General features: G+C 62.3%; 14 protein-coding genes, 1 pseudogene and 1 riboswitch. Of the genes and pseudogenes, 7 read left to right on the forward strand and 8 right to left on the reverse strand.

Annotation, left to right across the window (positions count from 1 at the left end; genetic code table 11):
* Nucleotides 1-95: 95 nt before the first annotated feature.
* Complete coding sequence (locus J4E53_RS31170; protein WP_371919229.1) at nt 96-938, reverse strand: methyl-accepting chemotaxis protein; 843 nt, start codon at nt 936-938, stop codon at nt 96-98.
* A 15-nt stretch (nt 939-953) separates the two neighbouring features.
* Nucleotides 954-2,234, reverse strand: a pseudogene (locus tag J4E53_RS31175) (HAMP domain-containing protein); the annotation flags it as partial.
* A 218-nt stretch (nt 2,235-2,452) separates the two neighbouring features.
* Here J4E53_RS31175 and J4E53_RS22950 point away from each other — a divergent pair.
* Nucleotides 2,453-3,268 carry a M48 family metallopeptidase gene (locus J4E53_RS22950; protein ID WP_060739146.1) on the forward strand — a complete coding sequence of 272 codons (816 nt, stop codon included), beginning with the start codon at nt 2,453-2,455 and terminating at the stop codon, nt 3,266-3,268.
* 78 nt (nt 3,269-3,346) lie between these two features.
* On the opposite strand, the gene J4E53_RS22955 is transcribed toward J4E53_RS22950, so the two are convergent.
* From J4E53_RS22955 to J4E53_RS22965, 3 genes are all read right to left on the reverse strand, one after another.
* A complete protein-coding gene (locus tag J4E53_RS22955) occupies nt 3,347-3,931 on the reverse strand; it encodes a TMEM165/GDT1 family protein (protein WP_060739145.1) in 585 nt (194 codons plus the stop codon).
* 90 nt (nt 3,932-4,021) lie between these two features.
* Nucleotides 4,022-4,142: riboswitch (yybP-ykoY riboswitch) on the reverse strand.
* 50 nt (nt 4,143-4,192) lie between these two features.
* Complete coding sequence (locus J4E53_RS22960) at nt 4,193-5,191, reverse strand: class I SAM-dependent methyltransferase (protein WP_060739144.1); 999 nt, start codon at nt 5,189-5,191, stop codon at nt 4,193-4,195.
* A gap of 44 nt (nt 5,192-5,235) precedes the next feature.
* Complete coding sequence (locus J4E53_RS22965) at nt 5,236-6,201, reverse strand: 2-hydroxyacid dehydrogenase (protein WP_103310454.1); 966 nt, start codon at nt 6,199-6,201, stop codon at nt 5,236-5,238.
* A 147-nt stretch (nt 6,202-6,348) separates the two neighbouring features.
* Between J4E53_RS22965 and J4E53_RS22970 the strand changes: the two genes are divergently transcribed.
* On the forward strand, nt 6,349-6,978 hold the full coding sequence (locus J4E53_RS22970; RefSeq protein WP_060739142.1) for a LysE family translocator: 630 nt from the start codon (nt 6,349-6,351) through the stop codon (nt 6,976-6,978).
* 46 nt (nt 6,979-7,024) lie between these two features.
* On the opposite strand, the gene J4E53_RS22975 is transcribed toward J4E53_RS22970, so the two are convergent.
* On the reverse strand, nt 7,025-7,642 hold the full coding sequence (locus J4E53_RS22975; RefSeq protein WP_103310456.1) for a CatB-related O-acetyltransferase: 618 nt from the start codon (nt 7,640-7,642) through the stop codon (nt 7,025-7,027).
* Complete coding sequence (locus tag J4E53_RS22980; protein WP_103310457.1) at nt 7,639-8,553, reverse strand: glycosyltransferase; 915 nt, start codon at nt 8,551-8,553, stop codon at nt 7,639-7,641. Before J4E53_RS22980 ends, J4E53_RS22975 begins: the two co-directional genes overlap by 4 nt.
* Nucleotides 8,554-8,823: 270 nt before the next feature.
* On the opposite strand from J4E53_RS22980, the gene J4E53_RS22985 reads away from it, so the two are divergent.
* From J4E53_RS22985 to J4E53_RS23005, 5 genes are all read left to right on the forward strand, one after another.
* Nucleotides 8,824-10,506 (forward strand): fatty acid--CoA ligase, encoded by a 1,683-nt coding sequence (locus J4E53_RS22985; protein WP_103310459.1) that lies wholly within the window; start codon nt 8,824-8,826, stop codon nt 10,504-10,506.
* Between the two features lie 331 nt (nt 10,507-10,837).
* Nucleotides 10,838-12,694 (forward strand): DUF1302 domain-containing protein, encoded by a 1,857-nt coding sequence (locus tag J4E53_RS22990; protein WP_103310461.1) that lies wholly within the window; start codon nt 10,838-10,840, stop codon nt 12,692-12,694.
* 25 nt (nt 12,695-12,719) lie between these two features.
* A complete protein-coding gene (locus J4E53_RS22995; RefSeq protein WP_060739137.1) occupies nt 12,720-14,084 on the forward strand; it encodes a DUF1329 domain-containing protein in 1,365 nt (454 codons plus the stop codon).
* Nucleotides 14,085-14,449: 365 nt separating this feature from the next.
* Nucleotides 14,450-17,185 (forward strand): LuxR C-terminal-related transcriptional regulator, encoded by a 2,736-nt coding sequence (locus J4E53_RS23000; RefSeq protein WP_103310462.1) that lies wholly within the window; start codon nt 14,450-14,452, stop codon nt 17,183-17,185.
* Nucleotides 17,186-17,268: 83 nt separating this feature from the next.
* Nucleotides 17,269-17,769, forward strand: coding sequence for a methylated-DNA--[protein]-cysteine S-methyltransferase (locus J4E53_RS23005; protein ID WP_060739135.1), 501 nt, complete (start codon nt 17,269-17,271; stop codon nt 17,767-17,769).
* A gap of 251 nt (nt 17,770-18,020) precedes the next feature.
* On the opposite strand, the gene J4E53_RS23010 is transcribed toward J4E53_RS23005, so the two are convergent.
* A complete protein-coding gene (locus J4E53_RS23010) occupies nt 18,021-19,928 on the reverse strand; it encodes an alkaline phosphatase D family protein (RefSeq protein ID WP_060739134.1) in 1,908 nt (635 codons plus the stop codon).
* Between the last annotated feature and the right edge of the window lie 212 nt (nt 19,929-20,140).

The following is a 20,140-nucleotide window of genomic DNA, read 5'->3' on the forward strand; positions in this document are numbered from 1 at the left end:
GCTCGCTCCCACAGTTGTTTTGGGGTGTTCGCAATATCGGCGTTCCAGCGCCAATCCCTTGTGGGAGCGAGCTTGCTCGCGATGGGGCCTTCGGATCAGACCCTGAACTGATTGATCAACCGCCGCTGCTGCTCCGCCAGTTTGGTCAGCCCGGCGCTGGCCGCGCTGGATTCGTCGGCGCCGCTGGCCACTTCGTTCGCCACTTGCCCGATGTTGATCACGTTGCGGTTGATGTCGTCGGCCACGGCGCTTTGTTCCTCGGCAGCGCTGGCGATCTGGGTGTTCATGTCGTTGATCACCGACACGGCCTGGGTGATCGTTTCCAGGGCCTGGGCCGCTTTCGCCGCATGCTGCACGCTTTCATCGGTACGGTGCTGGCTGTCTTCCATCACCCGCACCACATCCCGGGTGCCTTGCTGCAGTTGCTGGATCATCGCCTGGATTTCTTCGGTCGCCTGCTGCGTCTTCTGCGCCAGGTTGCGCACTTCATCGGCGACCACCGCGAAACCACGGCCCTGTTCACCGGCCCGGGCCGCTTCGATGGCCGCGTTGAGGGCCAGCAGGTTGGTCTGTTCGGCGATCCCGCGGATGGCGGTGAGGATCGCGTTGATGTTCTCGCTGTCCTTGGCCAGGGTCTGCACCACACTCACCGCCTTGCCGATTTCCACGGCCAGGGCACCAATGGAGGTGGAGGTGTCCCGGACGATCTGCATGCCCTGGCTGGCGGCCTGGTCCGCATGACTGGCGGCCTGGGCCGCCTGGGTCGCGTTGCGGGCCACGTCCTGGGCGGTGGCGGTCATTTCGTGCACCGCAGTGGCGACCTGATCGATCTCGGACATTTGCTTGTGCACACCCTGGTTGGTGCGGATCGCAATATCGGCCGTGTGCTCCGATGAATCGCTGACGCTCTGCACCGAGGTCACCACTTGGGTGATCATGCCCTGCAACTTGCTCAGGAAAGTGTTGAAGCCCCTGGCGATCGCCCCCAGCTCATCGGCGCGGTCGCTCACCAGGCGACGGGTCAGGTCGCCTTCGCCCTGGGCGATGTCATCGAGCATCGCCACCATTTGCTTGAGCGGCCGGGCAATGCCATGGCCCACCAGCCAGATCACCAGCAGACCGATGCCAGCAATCACCAGGCCCACCATCGCCATGCCGAAGATATCGGCCTGGCGCTGATGGTCGAGGTCTTGCTGCAAGGCTTGCAGGTCGGCCATGACCGCATTCAGCGGCAACTGCAGCATCAACGTCCAGCGGGCGTTGGTCTCGCCGATGCCGAACGGCATGTACACCTCGATATGCCCGTGTTCTTCGTCGATGTCGTAGCGCACCTCGCCGACGCCCAGCTTGGCCAGGTTGTCCAATTCGCTGGCATCCAGCAGGTCGCTGGCTTTTTCCCCGAGTTTGCTCGGGTCCTTGGTGAAGGCCACCAGCCGGTTGTTGCTCGAGAGCAGGGCCATTTCCCCGGCGCCGTCGTACAGCTTGCCATCGGCGGCCACGAGCATGTCCTGGATGAAGTTCACCGACAGGTCGGCGCCGACGATGCCCTGGAACTTGCCATCGATCATGATCGGTTCGATGAACGAGGCGAGCATGGTCATCGTGCTGCCGACGCGATAGGGCGCCGGGTCGATCACGCAGGCTTTCTTGCTGTCCTGGGAGCAAAGGTAGTACTCACTGGCGCGAATGCCGGTGGAGAGCAGTTTCTGGTCGGTCACGTCGGCGAGTTTTTCCAGGCCCAGGGAGCCGTCCTGGTTGCGAAACCACCACGGCAGGAAACGCCCGCTGGTTTCCATGCCCACCACCGGGCTGTTCACATAGTTGGCGTCGTCGTGGTCGATGGCGTTCGGCTCCCAGGCGATATAGGCGCCGAGGATCTTCGGGTTGCGCACCACGGTTTCCCGCAGCAGGCTGATCATTTGCTCGCGGGGCACCTTCAGTTGCGGGTTGCCGTCCGCGCCGTTGATGCCCATCAAGGCGTTCGTGGTGGCCAGGCCGCGGGCGAGCAGCAGTGGGGCTTCCAGTTCCCGCTGGATCAGGCTGGCCTGGGTGCGCGCCAGGGCACTGAGGCGTTGTTCGATGAGTTGCTCGAACTGTGCCTTGGTGCGCTGTTGCACCATCTCCTGGGTGCGGGCACCGGCAAACAGCGCGTACAGCACAAGGGCGGCAACCACACTGAGCACGATGGCACCGGCCAGGGCGGCCACGGAAAACTGGATCGATTTGAATTTCATAAAGGCTCCGGACGCGGAAATGACGTCTGGGCTCTTTATCGGCGTTTCTGTGGCGCGGCATGAGTCGCTGTTCGTCGGGTGACTCTAATAGCTGCGTGGGTGTCGCAAATGGATGCGGTGGGATCTGTCCGAAAAAACGCTAATCCCTCGTTGTGTATCTGGCGCCGATACAAATCAAGGCCTAGGATACGCCCACGTTTCCAGGGAGCTTCTTTTACATGAACAAGACATTGATGGTGAGTGCTCTGAGCGCGGCGCTGCTGCTCGCCGGTTGCCAGTCGGTCAACACCACCAGCGGCGGAGCCGTGGGTGTGGAGCGCAAGCAGTACATGTTCAGCATGCTGTCGACCGACGAGGTCAACCAGATGTACGCCCAGTCCTATCAAAAGACGATGGGTGAGGCCAAGGCCCAGGGTGCGCTGGACAAGACCAGTAACGATGCCAAGCGCATCCAGGTCATTGCCGATCGCTTGATTGCCCAGGCGCCGGTGTTCCGCCCGGATTCGGCCCAGTGGAACTGGGAAGTGAACCTGATCAAGAGCGATGAACTCAACGCCAATTGCGGTCCTGGCGGCAAGATCATGTTCTACACCGGCCTGATCGACCAGTTGAAGCTGACCGACGCTGAAATCGCCGCGATCATGGGCCACGAAATCGCCCACGCCCTGCGCGAGCACGGGCGCGAAGCGATGTCCAAGGCCTATGGCATCGAGATGGCCAAGCAGGGCGCCGGTGCCTTGTTCGGCCTTGGCCAGGACAGCCTGGCCTTGGCCGACACCGTCGCCAACTACGGCATGACCTTGCCCAACAGCCGTGGCAACGAGAACGAAGCCGACCTGATCGGCCTCGAACTGGCCGCCCGCGCCGGCTACGACCCGAATGCGGCGATCACCCTGTGGAACAAGATGGCCAAGGCTTCCGAAGGCGCGCCGCCGGAATTCATGAGCACCCACCCGTCGTCGAGCAGTCGTATCGCTTCGTTGCAAGCGGCGATTCCGAAGGTGATGCCGCTGTATCAGCAGGCCAAGAAGTAAGCATCGCCATGTGGTAAAAGCTGTTTTTTTGTGGCGAGGGAGCTTGCTCCCTCGCCACAAGAGCCTGCATCAACCTGATCAAACCCACCCACTACTCTGCATCGCCTTGTACACCGCCACGATCGCCAGGACGAAGAACGCCGAGGCGGCCAGGCGGCGGATCAGGGTCAGGGGCAGCTTCTCGGCGGCGAAATTGCCCGCCAGGACCACCGGCACGTTGGCAATCAACATGCCCACGGTGGTGCCGATGATCACCAGCCACAGCTCCGGGTATTGCGCGGCGAGCATCACCGTGGCGATCTGGGTCTTGTCGCCGATTTCCGCCAGGAAGAATGCAATCAGTGTGGTCAGGAACGGGCCGAACCGGCGGGCCGTGTTGGCTTCTTCATCGTCCAGTTTGTCCGGGACCAGGGTCCACAGTGCCGTGGCCGCGAAGCTGGCCGCCAGTATCCAGTGCAGGACCGCGTTGGAGAAAAAGCCGCTGACCCAGGCGCCGACCGCGCCGGCTGCCGCATGGTTGGCCAGGGTCGCGGCAACGATGCCGGCGATGATCGGCCAGGGTTTGCGAAAGCGAGCCGCCAGGATGAGCGCGAGCAATTGCGTCTTGTCGCCGATTTCGGCCAGCGCAACGATCGCCGTAGGTACGAGAAGTGAGTCCAGCATCAGGGATTTCCTAAAGGGGCGGGTCGACACGGCTATGACACGTACAGCCTTCCCGCCCCGGGTAAGGTGTGCGTGTCATAGGTCTTGTCAAACCCAGCGACCATCTGCGTGGACGCTTGGGCCGCATACGCCATGGCCTGCTGACCAAGTATGTTGACGTATGCCGGGCGAGCATGGCGCTCGCGGGAGACTACTCCCCTAGGACGGAGCGGATTCTGCCTAGGCAAACCCGATTGAGCAAGTGCTGTTACCTAAAAAATTTCAACCGCGTTTGGCCCGGTAGATGCGAAAGCCCTGGCCTTCGGCCTTGATCGCGCAAACGCCCAAATGCTCCTCGATCAGCGGCTGGTACTTGAGGAAGCTATTGGCAACCAGCCGAAGTTCGCCACCGTTTTTCAGATGTTTGGCTGCTTTTCGCAGCAGGTTTTCCGTGGCGTGGTAATCGGTGTGCACGCCGACATGGAACGGCGGGTTGCTCAGGATCGCGCTCAAACCCATCGGTGCGGCGTCGATGCCATCACCGGTCAGCACTTCGGCTTCCAGGCCATTGGCGGCCAGGGTCAGGCGACTGCTGGCGGCAGCGAAAGCGTCCACGTCCAACAGGGTGACGGTGTTGTGTGGATAGCGCCGCTTGACCGCCGCCCCCAGCACCCCGGCGCCGCAGCCGAAGTCGAGCAAATGCCCGCTGGGCAGTTTATCCAGGTGTTCCAGCAGCAGCGCACTGCCGCGATCCAGGCGACCGTGGCTGAACACCCCCGGCAGGCTGATAACCTTCAGCGGGCCTTCGGCCAGGGGCAGTTCGTAGGTCTGGGCCAGGCTTTCCAGGGGCTTGGCCTCGGGCGCGTTGGCGACAGTGACCTGCCACAGTTGGCAGTGCCGCGCGCTGTCGAGCTTGCGTGGCTTGCCAAACGGGTTGAGCTGCTTGGATGCGCCTTCGATGCCGCTGCGTTTTTCCCCCACCAGGTACACCTCGCGCCCGGCCAGGCGCGCCGCCACGGCATTGAGGAGGTAGTCGGTCAGGTCCTTGGCCTTGGGCAGGAACACCACGGCGGTGTCGAACGCGCGCTCGGGCACGGTCACGCCAAAGTGGCTGCGCTCGGGAAAACGAGCGTCCAGCGCCGCCTGATCGCCGGCATGCCAGCACCAGCCATGGGCTTCTGGCAAACGGCCGAGCAAATCGTCGGCGGGCAGGCCGGCCAACAACACCGAACCCTGGAATAACTCGGCCTGACGAAGCAGTACTTCACTGCGCGGATCCATGGTCTGCTCCTTGATAAAGCGGGTAAAAAAAGTGCGGCAGTTTATCAACTGACGACACGCCGCGCTGTACCGCTGAAAAAGCCCTGGGCGTTTTCGCTCATTTGGCCGACGATCCGCTGCCGCGCTTCGCGGCTGCCCCAGGCGTTGTGTGGGGTGACGATCAACCGTGGGATATCGCCGGCCAGCAGCGGGTTGCCTTGGGTCGGCGGCTCCACGCTGAGCACGTCGGTGGCGGCGCCTCCCAAGTGACCGCTGCGCAGTGCTTCGGCCAGGGCCTGTTCGTCGATCAACCCACCACGGGCGGTATTGACCACGAATGCGCCGGGCTTGAGCAGCGCCAGCTCGCGGGCGCCGATGAAGTTCCGGGTGTGCTCGTTGAGCGGGCAGTGCAGGGTCAGGGCATCGACTTGCGGTAACAATTGCTCCAGTGGCAAGCGGTCGGGACGGGCCGGGCGCCCAGGGATCTGCCCCAGCAGCACGCGCATGCCAAAGGCTTCGGCCAGCCGCCCGACGGCGCTGCCCAATTCGCCATGGCCGAGCAAGCCCAGGGTCTTGCCTTCCAGCTCGACAATCGGATAGTCCAGCAGGCAGAACTGCGAAGCCCGCTGCCAGCGACCTTCCCCCACCGCTTTTTGATAATCGGCCAGGCGCGTCGCCAGGTTCAGCAACAGCATGAGGGTGTGCTGGGCCACCGACGGCGTGCCGTAGCCCTGGCAATTGCACACCGTGATGCCGTGGTGACGGGCGGCCGCCAGGTCGACATTGTTGGTACCGGTGGCACTGATCAGGATCAGCTTCAGTTCAGGGCTGGCCGCCATGGCCTGGGCATCGATCACGATTTTGTTGGTGATTGCCACAGTGGCGCCCTTGAGCCGCTCGATGACCTGGTCCGGCGTGGTCCGGGCGAACAGTTGCAGTTCGCCGAAGCAACTGCGCAACGGGTTCAGGTCCAGGTCGCCGAGGTCCAGGGAAGGGTGGTCGAGGAAAACGGCGCGGGCGGTGTTCGTCATCAGCTGTACCTTTTATGTCAAGAACCGAAGGCGTAATGTGGCGAGCCTATCAGATGAATGCGGCCCTGGCGCCGAACACCGTGGCGAGGGAGCAAGCCCCCTCGACACGCGACTTCATCCAACAAAAGATTGTCGTAAGGAGCTTCCATGTACCTCACCGAATTCCTCACCGTCGCCCTGATCCACCTGCTGGCTGTTGCCAGCCCCGGGCCGGATTTTGCCGTGGTGGTGCGCGAAAGTGTGACTCATGGCCGACGCGCCGGAACCTGGACGGCGCTGGGCGTCGGCACGGCGATTTTCCTGCACGTGGGCTATTCGTTGCTGGGCATCGGCCTGATCGTGTCGCAATCGATCGTGCTGTTCAACGCGCTGAAGTGGGCCGCTGCCGCGTACCTGCTGTACATCGGCTTCAAGGCGCTGCGGGCGCAACCGGCCAAGCCGGCCGAGGAAAACCTGCACAAGGAAGTCGGTGAGCGGACCGCCCGTGGCGCATTCATTTCGGGCTTTGTCACCAATGGCTTGAACCCCAAGGCGACGCTGTTTTTCCTGTCGCTGTTCACCGTGGTGATCAACCCGCATACGCCGTTGGCGATCCAGGCCGGTTACGGCGTGTACCTGGCGGTGGCGACGGCCGTCTGGTTCTGCCTGGTGGCGCTGTTGTTCAGCCAGCAACGGGTGCGCGCCGGTTTCGCGCGCATGGGTCATTGGTTCGACCGGACCATGGGCGCGGTGCTCGTCGCCATCGGGGTGAAGCTGGCGTTTACCGAGGCGCACTGACCGCTCTGATCTTTCCTCTGATCGCTTCCATGCGGGTGTGGGGCGATCAATGCCGTTGGCGGGCGTAATCCAGAAAAGCGTCGATGTTGTCACTGCACAGCAGGGGGGACACCGCCTTGACCTCTTCCATCGGCCATTCCCACCAGGCCGACTCCAGCAGGGCCTGACGCACCGGCTCCTCGAAGCGCCAGCGAATGAACCGGCACGGGTTGCCGCCCACCATGGCGTAAGGCTCGACATCGCGTGTCACCACCGCGCCGGCGGCGACCACGGCGCCATGGCCGATGGTCACGCCCGACAGGATCATCGCGTCAGCGCAGATCCAGCAGTCGCTGCCAACCACCACGTCGCCCTTGGTCGGGTTACTGCCGGGAATGTCCCGGGCTTCATCGATCATCCGCGGGAATGGAAACGTGCTGACCCAGTCGGTGCGATGCCCACCGCCCAGCAGGATCTTCACGCCTTCGGCGATCGACGTATAGGAACCGACCTTGAGGACCGTGTCGTCGCCGAACTCCATCACCTCGGGAATGCCATACGTGCCCACCCCGACCTGGTACTTCGGATAGCGCAGACGGATTTTTTCCGGTGAGCGTTCGAGTTTTTCCAGGCGCTTGAGGTGCTTTCGCTCCTTTCGCTCCTTGAGTTTCTGCAAGAACTTCATGGTTGGGACCTTGTCATTGGCAGTCGCAAGGCCAGCCGCTTGAGGCGCTTGAAACTGGTTTTGTTCCAATGGCGCCAGGGGATGCTGCGCAACAGTCGCCAGGCTTCTTTCCGGTCTTCGACCACGGCGTACTTCAGCGCTTTGTGCACCAGCACCGTGCGGGCCGACGGGTAGGCGGGGTGGTCCCGATAGGGCTCGATGGCCTGCAGGTCCGTCTTGAGCATCAAGCGGTACTTTCTCGAGAGGTTATTGGGGTGGCGCCGATAGCGCGTGACGCAGATCGGCAACTCATGGATTTCGTAACCCTGGCGGGCGATCCGCAGGGTGATCTGGAAATCCTGGACCCTTAGCTGCGGATCATAAAAACCGGCGTCCCGCAGGGCACTCATGCGATACAGGGCCGTGGGCGCACCGATGACCGCGGCGTTACGCAGCAGGTCATCGAAGGTATGCACCTGGATGTGGTCGCGTTGTTGCTCCTTGATGGTCCGGCCCTCGCTGTCCATGTAGATGATCAGCGCGCCGACACAGCCCACCTGCGGGTGCTCGTCCAGGTATTGGGCACGGACCCCGATCGAATGGGGCAACATCACATCGTCAAGGTCCGGGGTGGCGACATACGTGCCCTTGGCATACTGCAGCCCGTGGTTGAGTGCCGCACTCACCCCCTGGTTCTCCTGGGAGTAGAGCTGGAAATCGTAGGTTTGCTGCAACTGCCGGAGCATGGCGAGGCTGTCGTCGGTGGAGCCGTCGTCAACCACGATGACCTCGATGTTCCGGTAATCCTGGGCAAAGAGGCTGTGGATCGCTTCTTCCAGGTACTTCCCGGCGTTGTAGCAAGGGGCCACGATCGACACAAGCGGCGCACCTTGAGGCGCGGTGGCCTGGGAAGAGGTCAGTTCGGTGTTCATTATTTTCTGTCAAAAAGTGGTGGCATGCTGGAGACCTGCCAGGGCATTTTCCCCACAGGCTTTTGTAACAAGCGTGACACCTATGCTCGCTGTTGGATCCCGATCTGACAAGGTTTGGTTGCGCAATGCTTGCGAAACCTGGGGGTGAGATGGCTCTGGGCTAGTATTTGCGCGCGGATCAAATCATTCCTTTGGCTGATTTGATCCGTGTATAAGCGCTCTAGAGTGCTTGCTTCCAGCCAAGACCGTGCAGTCAGAAAAGGGATTCTTATGTTGCAGACTCGCGTTATTCCTCCAGCCGAAGGCGCCTATCAATACCCGCTGCTGATCAAGCGGCTGCTGATGTCCGGCACGCGTTACGAGAAAACCCGCGAGATCGTCTACCGTGACCAGTTGCGCTACAGCTATCCGACGCTGATCGAACGGGTCGCGCGCCTGGCCAACGTGTTGACCGAGGCGGGGGTCAAGGCCGGCGATACCGTGGCGGTGATGGACTGGGACAGCCATCGCTACCTGGAATGCATGTTCGCGATCCCGATGATCGGCGCGGTGATCCACACCATCAACGTGCGCCTGTCACCGGAGCAGATCGTCTACACCATGAACCACGCCGAGGACCGCTTCGTGCTGGTCAACAGCGAGTTCGTCGGCCTTTACCAGGCGATAGCCGGGCACCTGACCACGGTGGACAAGACCCTGCTGCTGACCGACCTGCCGGAAAAAACCGCCGACCTGCCGAACCTGGTGGGTGAATACGAGCAATTGCTGGCCGCCGCGGCACCCACCTACGATTTCCAGGATTTCGACGAAAACTCCGTCGCCACCACGTTCTACACCACCGGCACCACGGGCAACCCCAAGGGCGTGTACTTCACCCATCGGCAACTGGTGCTGCACACCATGGGCGTGGCGACCATCATGGGGGCCATCGACAGCGTGCGGCTGCTGGGCACCAACGACGTGTACATGCCGATCACACCGATGTTCCACGTCCATGCCTGGGGCTTGCCCTACGTGGCGACCATGCTCGGGCTCAAGCAGGTCTACCCGGGTCGCTACGACCCCGAATTCCTGGTCCAGCTGTGGCGCAAGGAAAAGGTCACCTTTTCCCATTGCGTGCCAACCATCCTGCAAATGGTCCTCAATGCCAAGGGCGCCCAGGACACCGACTTCGGCGGCTGGAAGATCGTCATCGGCGGCAGCGCGCTGAATCGCAGCCTGTACGAAGCGGCCAAGGCGCGGGGCATCCAGCTCACCGCCGCCTACGGCATGTCGGAAACCGGCCCGCTGGTGTCCTGCGCCCACCTCAACGACGAATTGATGGCCGGCAGCGAGGACGAGCGCACCACCTACCGGATCAAGGCCGGCGTGCCGGGGCCGCTGGTGGAGGCGGCAATCGTCGACACCGAGGGGCGTTTCCTGCCCGCCGACGGCGAGACCCAGGGCGAACTGGTGCTGCGCGCGCCGTGGCTCACCGAGGGCTATTTCAACGAGCCGCAGAAGGGCGCCGAGCTCTGGGCCGGCGGCTGGCTGCACACCGGTGACGTCGCCACGCTGGACAACATGGGCTTCATCGACATCCGCGACCGCATCAAGGACGTGATCAAGACCGGTGGCGAATGGATATCCTCCCTGGACCTGGAAGACCTCATCAGCCGTCATGTGGCGGTACGCGAAGTAGCAGTGGTCGGCATTCCCGATCCGCAGTGGGGCGAGCGGCCGTTTGCCTTGCTGGTGGTTCGGGAAGGGCATGAGATCGGGGCTCGCGAACTCAAGGAACACCTCAAGCCGTTCGTCGAGCTGGGGCACTTGAGCAAGTGGGCGATCCCGAGCCAGATCGCCCTTGTTACGGAAATTCCCAAGACCAGCGTCGGCAAGCTCGACAAGAAGCGTATCCGCGTCGACATCACCGAATGGCAGAGCAACAACAGCACCTTCCTGTCCACGCTTTAGGTCTTTTTGCCGTGCCCGAAAGGGCACGGCAGCCCCACCAAGCAAGCGCTTGCCTTGTCAAACCGCAAATTTCAGCCATCCTTGCCGTGCCGACATCTGTCGGCCTGGCGAAAGGACTGTTCCAGAGTGGTCGCGGGCTGCAAATCACACTTTAGAGGGATCAAGCCGTACTACCTGCTGGCTATAGTCCGCTCACGGATTCTCAAGAACGGGGCGCACGCACGAAAGGGCGATGCGACTTCGACGGATATCGGGACGCTGCCGCTCCCTGCCGCCGAGGTGTTTTTGAAATGTCCATTGCCATAACAATAATGCACATGGAGTAGCGTCGATGACCTCAGCAACCACGTTCTGGCGCCGGGCAAAACTGCCTCTGGCGGTCAGTCTCGCCTCTTCGCTCGCCGGGCCAGCATTCGGCGTCAGTTTCAACATCGGTGAAATCGAAGGCCAGTTCGACTCGTCCCTGTCGGTCGGCGCGAGCTGGTCCACGGCCAACGCCAACAAGGACCTGATCGGCGTCAACAATGGCGGCAAGGGCTTGTCGCAGACCTCCGATGACGGCCACTTGAACTTCAAGCGAGGGGAAACCTTCTCGAAGATCTTCAAGGGCATCCATGACCTGGAACTGAAATACGGCGATACCGGCGTGTTCGTGCGTGGCAAGTACTGGTACGACTTCGAACTCAAGGACGAACACCGCCTGTACAAGGACATCAGCGACAGCAACCGCAAGGAAGGCGCCAAGTCCTCCGGCGGGCAGATCCTCGATGCGTTCGTCTACCACAACTATGCCATTGCCGATCAGCCAGGCTCTGTGCGCCTGGGCAAGCAGGTGGTCAGTTGGGGTGAAAGCACGTTCATCCAGGGCGGCATCAACTCCATCAACCCGGTCGACGTGTCCGCGTTCCGTCGTCCTGGCGCCGAGATCAAGGAAGGCCTGATCCCGGTCAACATGTTCTACGTGTCCCAGAGCCTGACCGACAACCTGTCGGCCGAGGCGTTCTACCAGATTGAATGGGACCAGACCGTGGTGGATAACTGCGGTACGTTCTTCTCCCAGCCGGATGTGATTGCCGATGGGTGTACCGATAACCTGCGGGTGCTCAACAAGCGTTCGACCATTCCGCTGCCGGGCGTCATTCTTCCAATATTGGAAGGCCAGGGTGTCGATATCAACGAAGAAGGCGTGCTGGTACGTCGTGGCCCGGACCGCGATGCCCGCGACAGCGGCCAGTGGGGCGCATCGTTGAAGTACATGTTCGAACCACTGGACACCGAGTTCGGTGCCTACTTCATGAACTACCACAGCCGTGCGCCGATTTTCAGTGCCCAAGGGGCTGCGCAGCAGTTCTACACCGCGGGGCCAATCGCTGCACTGCGTCCTCTGATCGTGGCGGGTAACTCCAACTACTTCGTCGAGTACCCGGAAGATATCCGTCTCTACGGCCTGAGTTTCTCCACGACACTGCCTACCGGTACGGCATGGAGCGGTGAGATCAGCTACCGCCCGAATGCACCTGTGCAACTGAGCACCACTGATATCCTCTTCGCCGGTGTGACGCCACTTCCCGGATTTGGTGATGCATCGGTGCTCCAGGGCACGCCGGGCCAAGACCTGCATGGCTATCGCCGTAAAGAGATCACTCAGTTTCAGACCACATTCACGCATTTCCTCGATCAAGTCATGGGCGCCAGCCGCCTGACCCTGGTGGGTGAAATCGGGGTGACCCATGTCGGCGGCCTGGAAAGCAAATCCGAAGCTCGCTATGGCCGTGATCCGGTGTTCGGTCCGGGCGAACTGCCCAACGGTTTCTGTAACTCGCTCAATACGTCTACTGCGACGGGGGGCGGCCAGACCATCAACGACGTGAACAGCAACTGCAACAACGACGGCTTCACCACCTCCACGTCCTGGGGCTACCGTGCTCGCGCCATCTGGGAATACCCGGACGTGTTCGCTGGCGTGAACCTCAAGCCCAACGTGGCCTGGTCCCATGACGTCAAAGGCTACTCGCCAGGCCCTGGCGGCAACTTCGAAGAAGGCCGCAAAGCCGTCAGCCTCGGGCTGGATGCCGAGTACCAGAACACCTACAACGCCAGCCTGGCCTACACCAACTTCTTTGGTGGCGACTTCAGCACTGTGGACGATCGTGACTTCCTGGCGCTCAGCGTCGGCGTGACCTTCTAAGCACCGTATTTCAGGACGACACACTATGAAAGTAACAAAGAATCTGTTGCAGGCCGGTGTCTTGGGGCTGTCCCTGCTGGCCGCCAGTGTCATGGCGGCAGTACCCGCGGCCGAGGCCGACAAGCTGGGCAAGAGCCTGACGCCGATGGGCGCCGAGATGGCCGGCAATGCCGATGGCTCGATCTCGGCCTGGAAACCCATGGCCAAGAACGCCGGTGCCGTGGACAGCAAGGGCTTCCTGGCCGACCCGTTCCCGACTGAAAAACCGCTGTTCACCATCACTGCGCAGAACGTCGAGCAATACAAGGCCAAGCTCGCCCCGGGCCAGTACGCGATGTTCAAGCGCTACCCGGAAACCTTCAAGATGCCGGTCTACCCGACCCATCGCGGCGCCACCGTGCCGGACGAGGTGTTCGCCTCCATCAAGAAGAATGCGGTCAACACCAAGCTGGTTTCCGGCGGCAACGGCCTGGAGAACTTCGAGACGGCCGTGCCGTTCCCGATTCCCCAGAGCGGCGTCGAAGTCATCTGGAACCACATCACCCGCTATCGCGGCGGCAGCGTGACGCGCCTGGTCACCCAGGCCACCCCGCAGCCCAACGGTTCGTACAGCCTGGTGTACTTCCGCGACCAGTTCGTGTTCCGCGACAAGATGAAGGATTTCGATCCGGCCAACCCGGGCAACATCCTGTTCTACTTCAAGCAACAAGTGACCGCGCCGGCGCGCCTGGCCGGTGGCGTGCTGCTGGTGCACGAGACCCTCGACCAAGTGAAGGAGCCGCGTTCGGCGTGGGTCTACAACGCTGGCCAGCGCCGTGTGCGCCGTGCCCCGCAAGTGTCCTATGACGGCCCGGGTACCGCCGCCGACGGCCTGCGTACCTCCGACAACCTGGACATGTACAACGGCGCACCGGACCGCTACGACTGGAAACTGGAAGGCAAGAAAGAGCTGTACATCGCCGCCAACAGCTACCGGATCGATTCGCCGCAACTCAAGTACGCCGACATCATCAAGGCCGGCCACATCAACCAGGACCTGACCCGCTACGAGCTGCGTCGCGTCTGGCATGTGACCGCGACCCTGAAGGAAGGCCAGCGCCACATCTACGCCAAGCGTGACTTCTACATCGATGAAGACACCTGGCAAGCCGCGGTGATCGACCACTACGACGGTCGTGGCCAACTGTGGCGCGTGGCCGAGGCCCATGCCGAGAACTACTACGACAAGCAAGTACCGTGGTACGCCCTGGAAACCCTCTACGACCTGCAGTCCGGCCGTTACCTGGCGCTGGGCATGAAGAACGAAGAGAAATCGGCCTACGACTTCGGCTTCACCGCCACCACCGCAGACTTCACCCCGAACGCGCTGCGTCAGGACGGCATCCGCTAAACCGCTTCACCCGAGGCCGCATCCTCGAAACAACGCCCCGACTGGTTCGGGGCGTTTTTTTTGTTCGATCAGTCAACACAAAACCCTGTGGCGAGGGAGCTTGCTCCCGCTGGGCTGCGCAGCAGCCCCAAACCAGCCGACTCATTGTGTCAGGTACAACGCAGTCGCTGCCTTGCGGGTTGCTTCGCAACCCAGCGGAAGCAAGCTCCCTCGCCACAAGAGCGTTGGCTGCCTGAGTTTTTTCAAGTCGGTCGGCTTGTAGTCTTTTTGTAGCCATTTGTAGCACTCCCTTCAATACCTCCTCGTTTACCGCTAGTCTGCGGACATCTGCAACGCCGCCACCCGCATTCCTACAAGAGCCGGCCATGACTGATTTGTCTTCACTTCCGGATTCTGCCCGCGCAGCCATCGCGGTACAGGACGGGCGTTTCTACCGCCCGCCCTTGCCCGACGGCCATGTCGCGCGGCCGCGGTTGTGCGAACGTTTGAGCGCCGGGCTCGGCGGGCGGTTGCTGTTGGTCAGTGCCCCGGCGGGGTTCGGTAAAAGCTCCCTGGCGGTGGAGTTCTGCCAGAGCCTGCCGGCCCATTGGCAAAGCCTCTGGCTGGGGCTCAGTGCCCGGGACAACGATCCGGGGCGTTTCCTGGAACGCTTGCTCGACGGGCTCCAGGCATTTTTCCCGCAACTGGGCGGCCGGGCGCTGGGGCTGCTGAAAATGCGCCAGCGCCATCAGCCCTTTGCCTTCGAAGAATGGCTCGATGGCTTGCTGGACGAATTGTCCGCCCACTTATCGCCCCGCAATCCCTTGTTGCTGGTCCTCGACGATTACCACCTGGCCCAAAGCCCGGTGCTGGATCGCTGCCTGCAATTTTTCCTCAATCACCTGCCTGACGGTTTGCTGGTACTCGTCACCAGTCGCCAGCGCCCGGACTGGCACCTGGCGCGCCTGCGCCTGTCGCGGCAATTGCTCGAACTCAACGAGCAAGACCTGCGCCTGACCCATGACGAAGCCTTGACCCTGCTCCAGCATCACAGCAGCTCGTTGCGCGGCGAGGCGCTGGAAAACCTCATCCAGCGCAGTGAGGGCTGGGTGGCCGGGCTGCGGTTCTGGTTGCTGGCCGCCTCCGAGGCCGGCAGCGAAGGCCTGCTGCCCCAGGCCTTGCACGGTGGGGAGGGGTTGATCCGCGATTACCTGCTCGAAGAAGTCATCGATTGCCTGCCCGCCGAGGTGCAGGCGTTCCTCTACGACACGGCCCCTCAGGAGCGTTTTTGCAGCGCGCTGTGCGATGCCGTGCGCGAAGCCCATGACAGTGGCGAAATCCTGCGTTACCTGGCGGCCCACCAGGTTTTCCTGGTACCGCTGGACGAGCACGGCCATTGGTACCGTTATCACCACTTGTTTTCCGACCTGCTGCGCAGTCGCCCCAGCGCGCCGGCCATGGTCCCGGCCGCGACCCTGCACCTGCGGGCCTGTCGCTGGTTCAACGCCCAGGGCCTGATCGACGAAGCCGTGGAACAGGCGTTGCGGGCCGGGCACCTGGACGTGGCGGCGAACCTGGTGCAGAACCTTTCGGAGGAGCAACTGCTGGCCGAACAGAATGTCGGCATGTTGCTGCGCTGGAAAATGGATTTGCCCGACAGCCTGCTCATCAGCACGCCGCGGCTGATCGTGCTCTACAGCTGGGCATTGGGCCTGGCCTGTCAATTGGACGCCGCCGAAGAGCTGGCCGCGCACTTGAGTCGTTTCCTGCCGGCCCCTTCCGCCACCGCGCAAAAATCCATGCTCGCCCAATGGCTGGCCCTGAGCGGCATCGTCGCCCGTGGCCGCGGTGATCGCGAGGCCACCCTGCGTTATTGCAGCGAAGCCCTGGAGAGCCTGCCGCAAAAACGCTACGGCCAACGGCTGATGTGCCTGTCCACCTTGTCGAACCTGGCGATTGCCGACGGCGACCTGTGGCGCGCCCGGAACCTGAACCGCGATTCCCTGGAGCTGGCGCAGCGGGTTGGCAACCCATTGTTCGAGGCCCTGGCCCATTACGACCGTGCCCGGGTCTTGCAGGCACGGGGGGAAATCCTGCGGGCGCTGGACGAAGTGCACCAGGGCCTGCAACGTTTGCATAAATTATCGCCCCAGCGGCTTTATGCGGTGCGGGCGCGGTTGATCATGTACGAGGGGTTCCTGCTGACCTTGCGCATGCAACCCCAGGTCGGCCTGGCGCGGTTGCAGGCGGGGCTCACCGAAGCCCGCGCCTGCCGCGACATCAGTGTGCTGATCGGTCATTGCGTGATCGCCCGTATCGAAGGCTACAGTGGCGAGTTCGCCCGGGCCTTTGCCGAACTGGCTGAAGCCGAGCGCCTGATGCACATCTGGGACGTTCCGCCGATCTATTACCTGGCGATGATTACCCTGGTCAAATGCGAGCTCTGGCTGGCCCAGGGTCGCACCGATCTGGCCGAAGCCTGGCTGGCCCGCCTGGGCCAGACCTACACGGGCGAACGGGCCGCCGCGCCGCCGGAGTTCCACCCGCAACTGCCGCTGCACGTCGAATTGCAGCAGGCGGTGCTGGAATCCATCCGGGGTCAACCGATGCTTGCCGAAGGGCGACTCGATGCCCTGCTTGAACACGGCCAGCAAACCGGCCGGCAAATGCTCAGCGTGATGGCGCTCAACCAGAAGGTCGCCTTGCTGTTGAGCGTCGGCCGTGAGCCCGAAGCCCGCCGTACCCTGGCCCAAGCTTTCGAAGCCGCCAGCGGCGGGGTGTTGCAGCCCTTCGAGTGGTTGTTTGGCAAACACTGTGAATGGTTTCGCGAACAACTGCTGCATGCACCGCCCAGCACGTTGCGCGAACATCTGCTCGAACGCCTGCCCTCGACGGTGGCCCAGCCTGTCGACCCGGCGGCACCTGTCGAAACCCTCAGCAGTCGCGAGCGGGCGGTGTTGCAACTGATTGCCCAAGGTTGTTCGAACCAGGAGATCAGCGAGCAATTGTTCATCTCGCTGCACACCGTCAAGACCCACGCCAGCCACATCAACAGCAAGCTTGGCGTCGAGCGCCGCACCCAGGCGGTGGCGCGGGCAAAGGCGTTGGGGTTGTTGGGCTGAGCAAGGTTTTGGGGGCGGTGAGAAAAAACTGTGGCTAGGGAGTAAGCTCCCTTGCCACAAAGGCTTTGACAAGGAATCCCTCGATGTTGCCTCTGTACAAAACCATCCCATCCCCCGTCGGCCAGTTGATCCTCGTCGCCCGGGAGACAAGATTGGCGGCCATCCTGTGGGAAAACGAGCGGCTCAACCGGGTGCGCCTGGGGCCTTTGGAAGAAGACACCCAGCATCCGGTCCTCAAGGAAACCGAACGTCAGTTGCTGGAGTATTTCGCCGGTCAGCGCCGCCGTTTCGAATTGGAGCTGGACTTTGCCGGCACTGATTTCCAGGTCCGAGTGTGGCACGCACTGCTGACCATCCCCTTCGGTGAAACCCGCAGCTACCGCGACATCGCCGTCCAGATCGGCCAACCGACAGCGGTCCGGGCGGTCGGCGCCGCCAACGGTCGCAACCCCATCTCGATCATCGCCCCGTGCCACCGCGTCATCGGCAGCTCCGGCAGCCTCACCGGCTTCGCTGGCGGTTTGGCGGCCAAACAATTGCTGCTCAGCCTCGAAGGCCAACAGACCCTGCAGTTGGCGTTCTGACTGCCACTTCCCTGTAGGACTGTGGATTTTGCATCCATCCTCAATCCCCTGTGGGAGCGAGCTTGCTCGCGATAGCGCCCTGTCAGTTTGCCTAGGTGTTGGCTGTGCCGCCGTCATCGCGAGCAAGCTCGCTCCCACAGTTGTTTTGGTGTGACTGCAGATTTTGCATCCATCCCCAATCCCCTGTGGGAGCGAGCTTGCTCGCGATAGCGGATTGTCAGTTTGCGTAGGTGCTGGATGTGCCAGCGCTTTCAGGTCGGTGGGGATTTGGGGGGCAGCATGCGTGTCGGTGGTTGGCCGTTGGCGTTGTGCTGGTAGATCTTCGTGGGCTGGCCCTGTTCATTGAAGAACACCTGGCCAATGCCGGCGCTGTTCCACAGCCGTTCACCCGCTTCGGCGTGTTCCGGGGTGTGGGGGACGATGCGCATGCTGCGGCGCTTGGTGAACCAGTTCAGGGGCGAGCGCGGGGAGTAGAGCCAACGGTTCAGGCGGTCGAACCATTCCAGCAGTACGGGCGGGAATTCATTCTTGATGCCGCTGCTGGTGATCTGCCAGATACGCGGGCCGCCCTTGCGGTGTGGGATCAGCACCTCGTAGACGAAGGAATAATGCACATCCCCTGACAGCACCACGTAATTACCCGGTGTGCGTGAGTGTCGGAAAATGTTCAGGATCACCTGGGCCGCGCCGCGATGGGCCATCCAGTTTTCCGCGTCCACCAGCAACGGATAACCGCACCAACTGAACACCCGCTGCACGGTCTCGATCAGCTTTACGCCGAAGATCGGTGCCGGTGAGACGATGATGGCCGAGGGGTGATCCAACAACTCTTGCTGCAACTCGCTCAGGGCTTCCCAATCCAGCAGGCCGGAAGGTTGCTTGAGGGTGTTCTCACTGCGCCAGCGGCGGGTGCGGGTATCGAGCACCACCAGGGCCGGGGTGCTCGGCAGCACGTAATGCCACTGCTGGAAACCCAGCAGGGTGTCGATCAATTGGTCCTGTGGTTCGCTGTCGAGGTAACGGTCGCGGGCGGTGTCGCTCAAGGCCAGGGTTTGCGGGAGCACGTCCGCAAAGGCATCCGGGTTGTTACCCCAGCCTTGGCAAAGCATGTAGGCGATCAAGGCGTTGCCGATGATGCGCTTGGAGAACGGATGGCCGTAGGCCGTTTCCTCCCACTGCGCGGACAGATTCCAGTCATCGGTAATGTCGTGGTCGTCGAAAATCATCAGGCATGACAAGTGCGCAAATACCCGCGCCACGCCGTCCAGCCCGGTCTTGAACGCGTCGATGCGTCGCTGTTCCAGGTCGTAGCGCTGGCGCCGCTCGACGGTCAGTTCGGGGGGCTGCACAGCGATCAGTGTCCAGGGCACCGGCGACCACACCAGCAGGTACATCGCCATGACTTCGGCGAACGTCACCAAGTGATTATCGGCGCTGCTGCTGGTGAAGATCGGCTTGCGCGCCCCGCCGAAAAAACGCTCGCGCAGGGTTTCGTTGCTCTCCAATGCCGGTAGCAAATCGGCGCGATGGTAATAACTGGCCGGGTGTTGGTAGAGCTTGGCGCTGTCTTCCACGACGGCGCCGTCCAGGCATTCCTCGAACAGCCCCAAGCGTTCGATCAGCCCATGAATCGCCCGCAGCATGGGCCCGGCGACATCGTCGGCATAGACCTGGTCGCCACTCATCATCAACAGAGCCGGGCGTTGCGCCGGGTCTTGCGCGAGCAGACGGTCGACACAGAGCAGGCCGTCGTTGGCCGGGTAGTGGGGTTTGCGGCAGGAACCGTGGACCAATTGCTCGATACGCGAGTGCAACATGAAGTTCGGGCACTGTGCGCCGTCATACAACAGATGCGGCGCCCACTCGGCGATGGGGGCACCGTCCACCAGCAGGTCGTAGTCAATCGCCACGTCCTGGGGTAGGGGCGCGTCGAGCGTCACATCGATCAAGTGCACAAACGCCCGTTGCCCCACCGGCACCACGGTGCAACGTGATGCATCGAGTGCCAGGTCGCCGACACCGTCAATGCGCAGCGTCAACGCCAACGCTCGCGTGCCCACCAACCACATCACCAGGCGCGCAGGCTCCAGGCGCCGTAACAGCGGGCCGACCAGAACAGGGGGCAGGGTAGAGGTCATGTCTGGAGTGGACGACAGCATTCGCGAAAAAAGCTCTGTTCAGGGAGAGGCGGGGATCATAACGCAATGTGCTATGCGGCTGGGGATGGGGGAGTGGGCGCTTTTGTGGCGAAGGAGCAAGCTTCCTCGCCACAGGAACGTGTCAAGCCTGGTGATGTCACTGGGCGCTGTTGGAAGCCTCGGCCGCCTTGATCAGGTCCGGACCGATCTCTTTCTCGAACTTCGCCCATACC

The organism is Pseudomonas sp. FW305-28, assembly GCF_017351395.1.
Lineage (GTDB): Bacteria > Pseudomonadota > Gammaproteobacteria > Pseudomonadales > Pseudomonadaceae > Aquipseudomonas > Aquipseudomonas fluorescens_AA.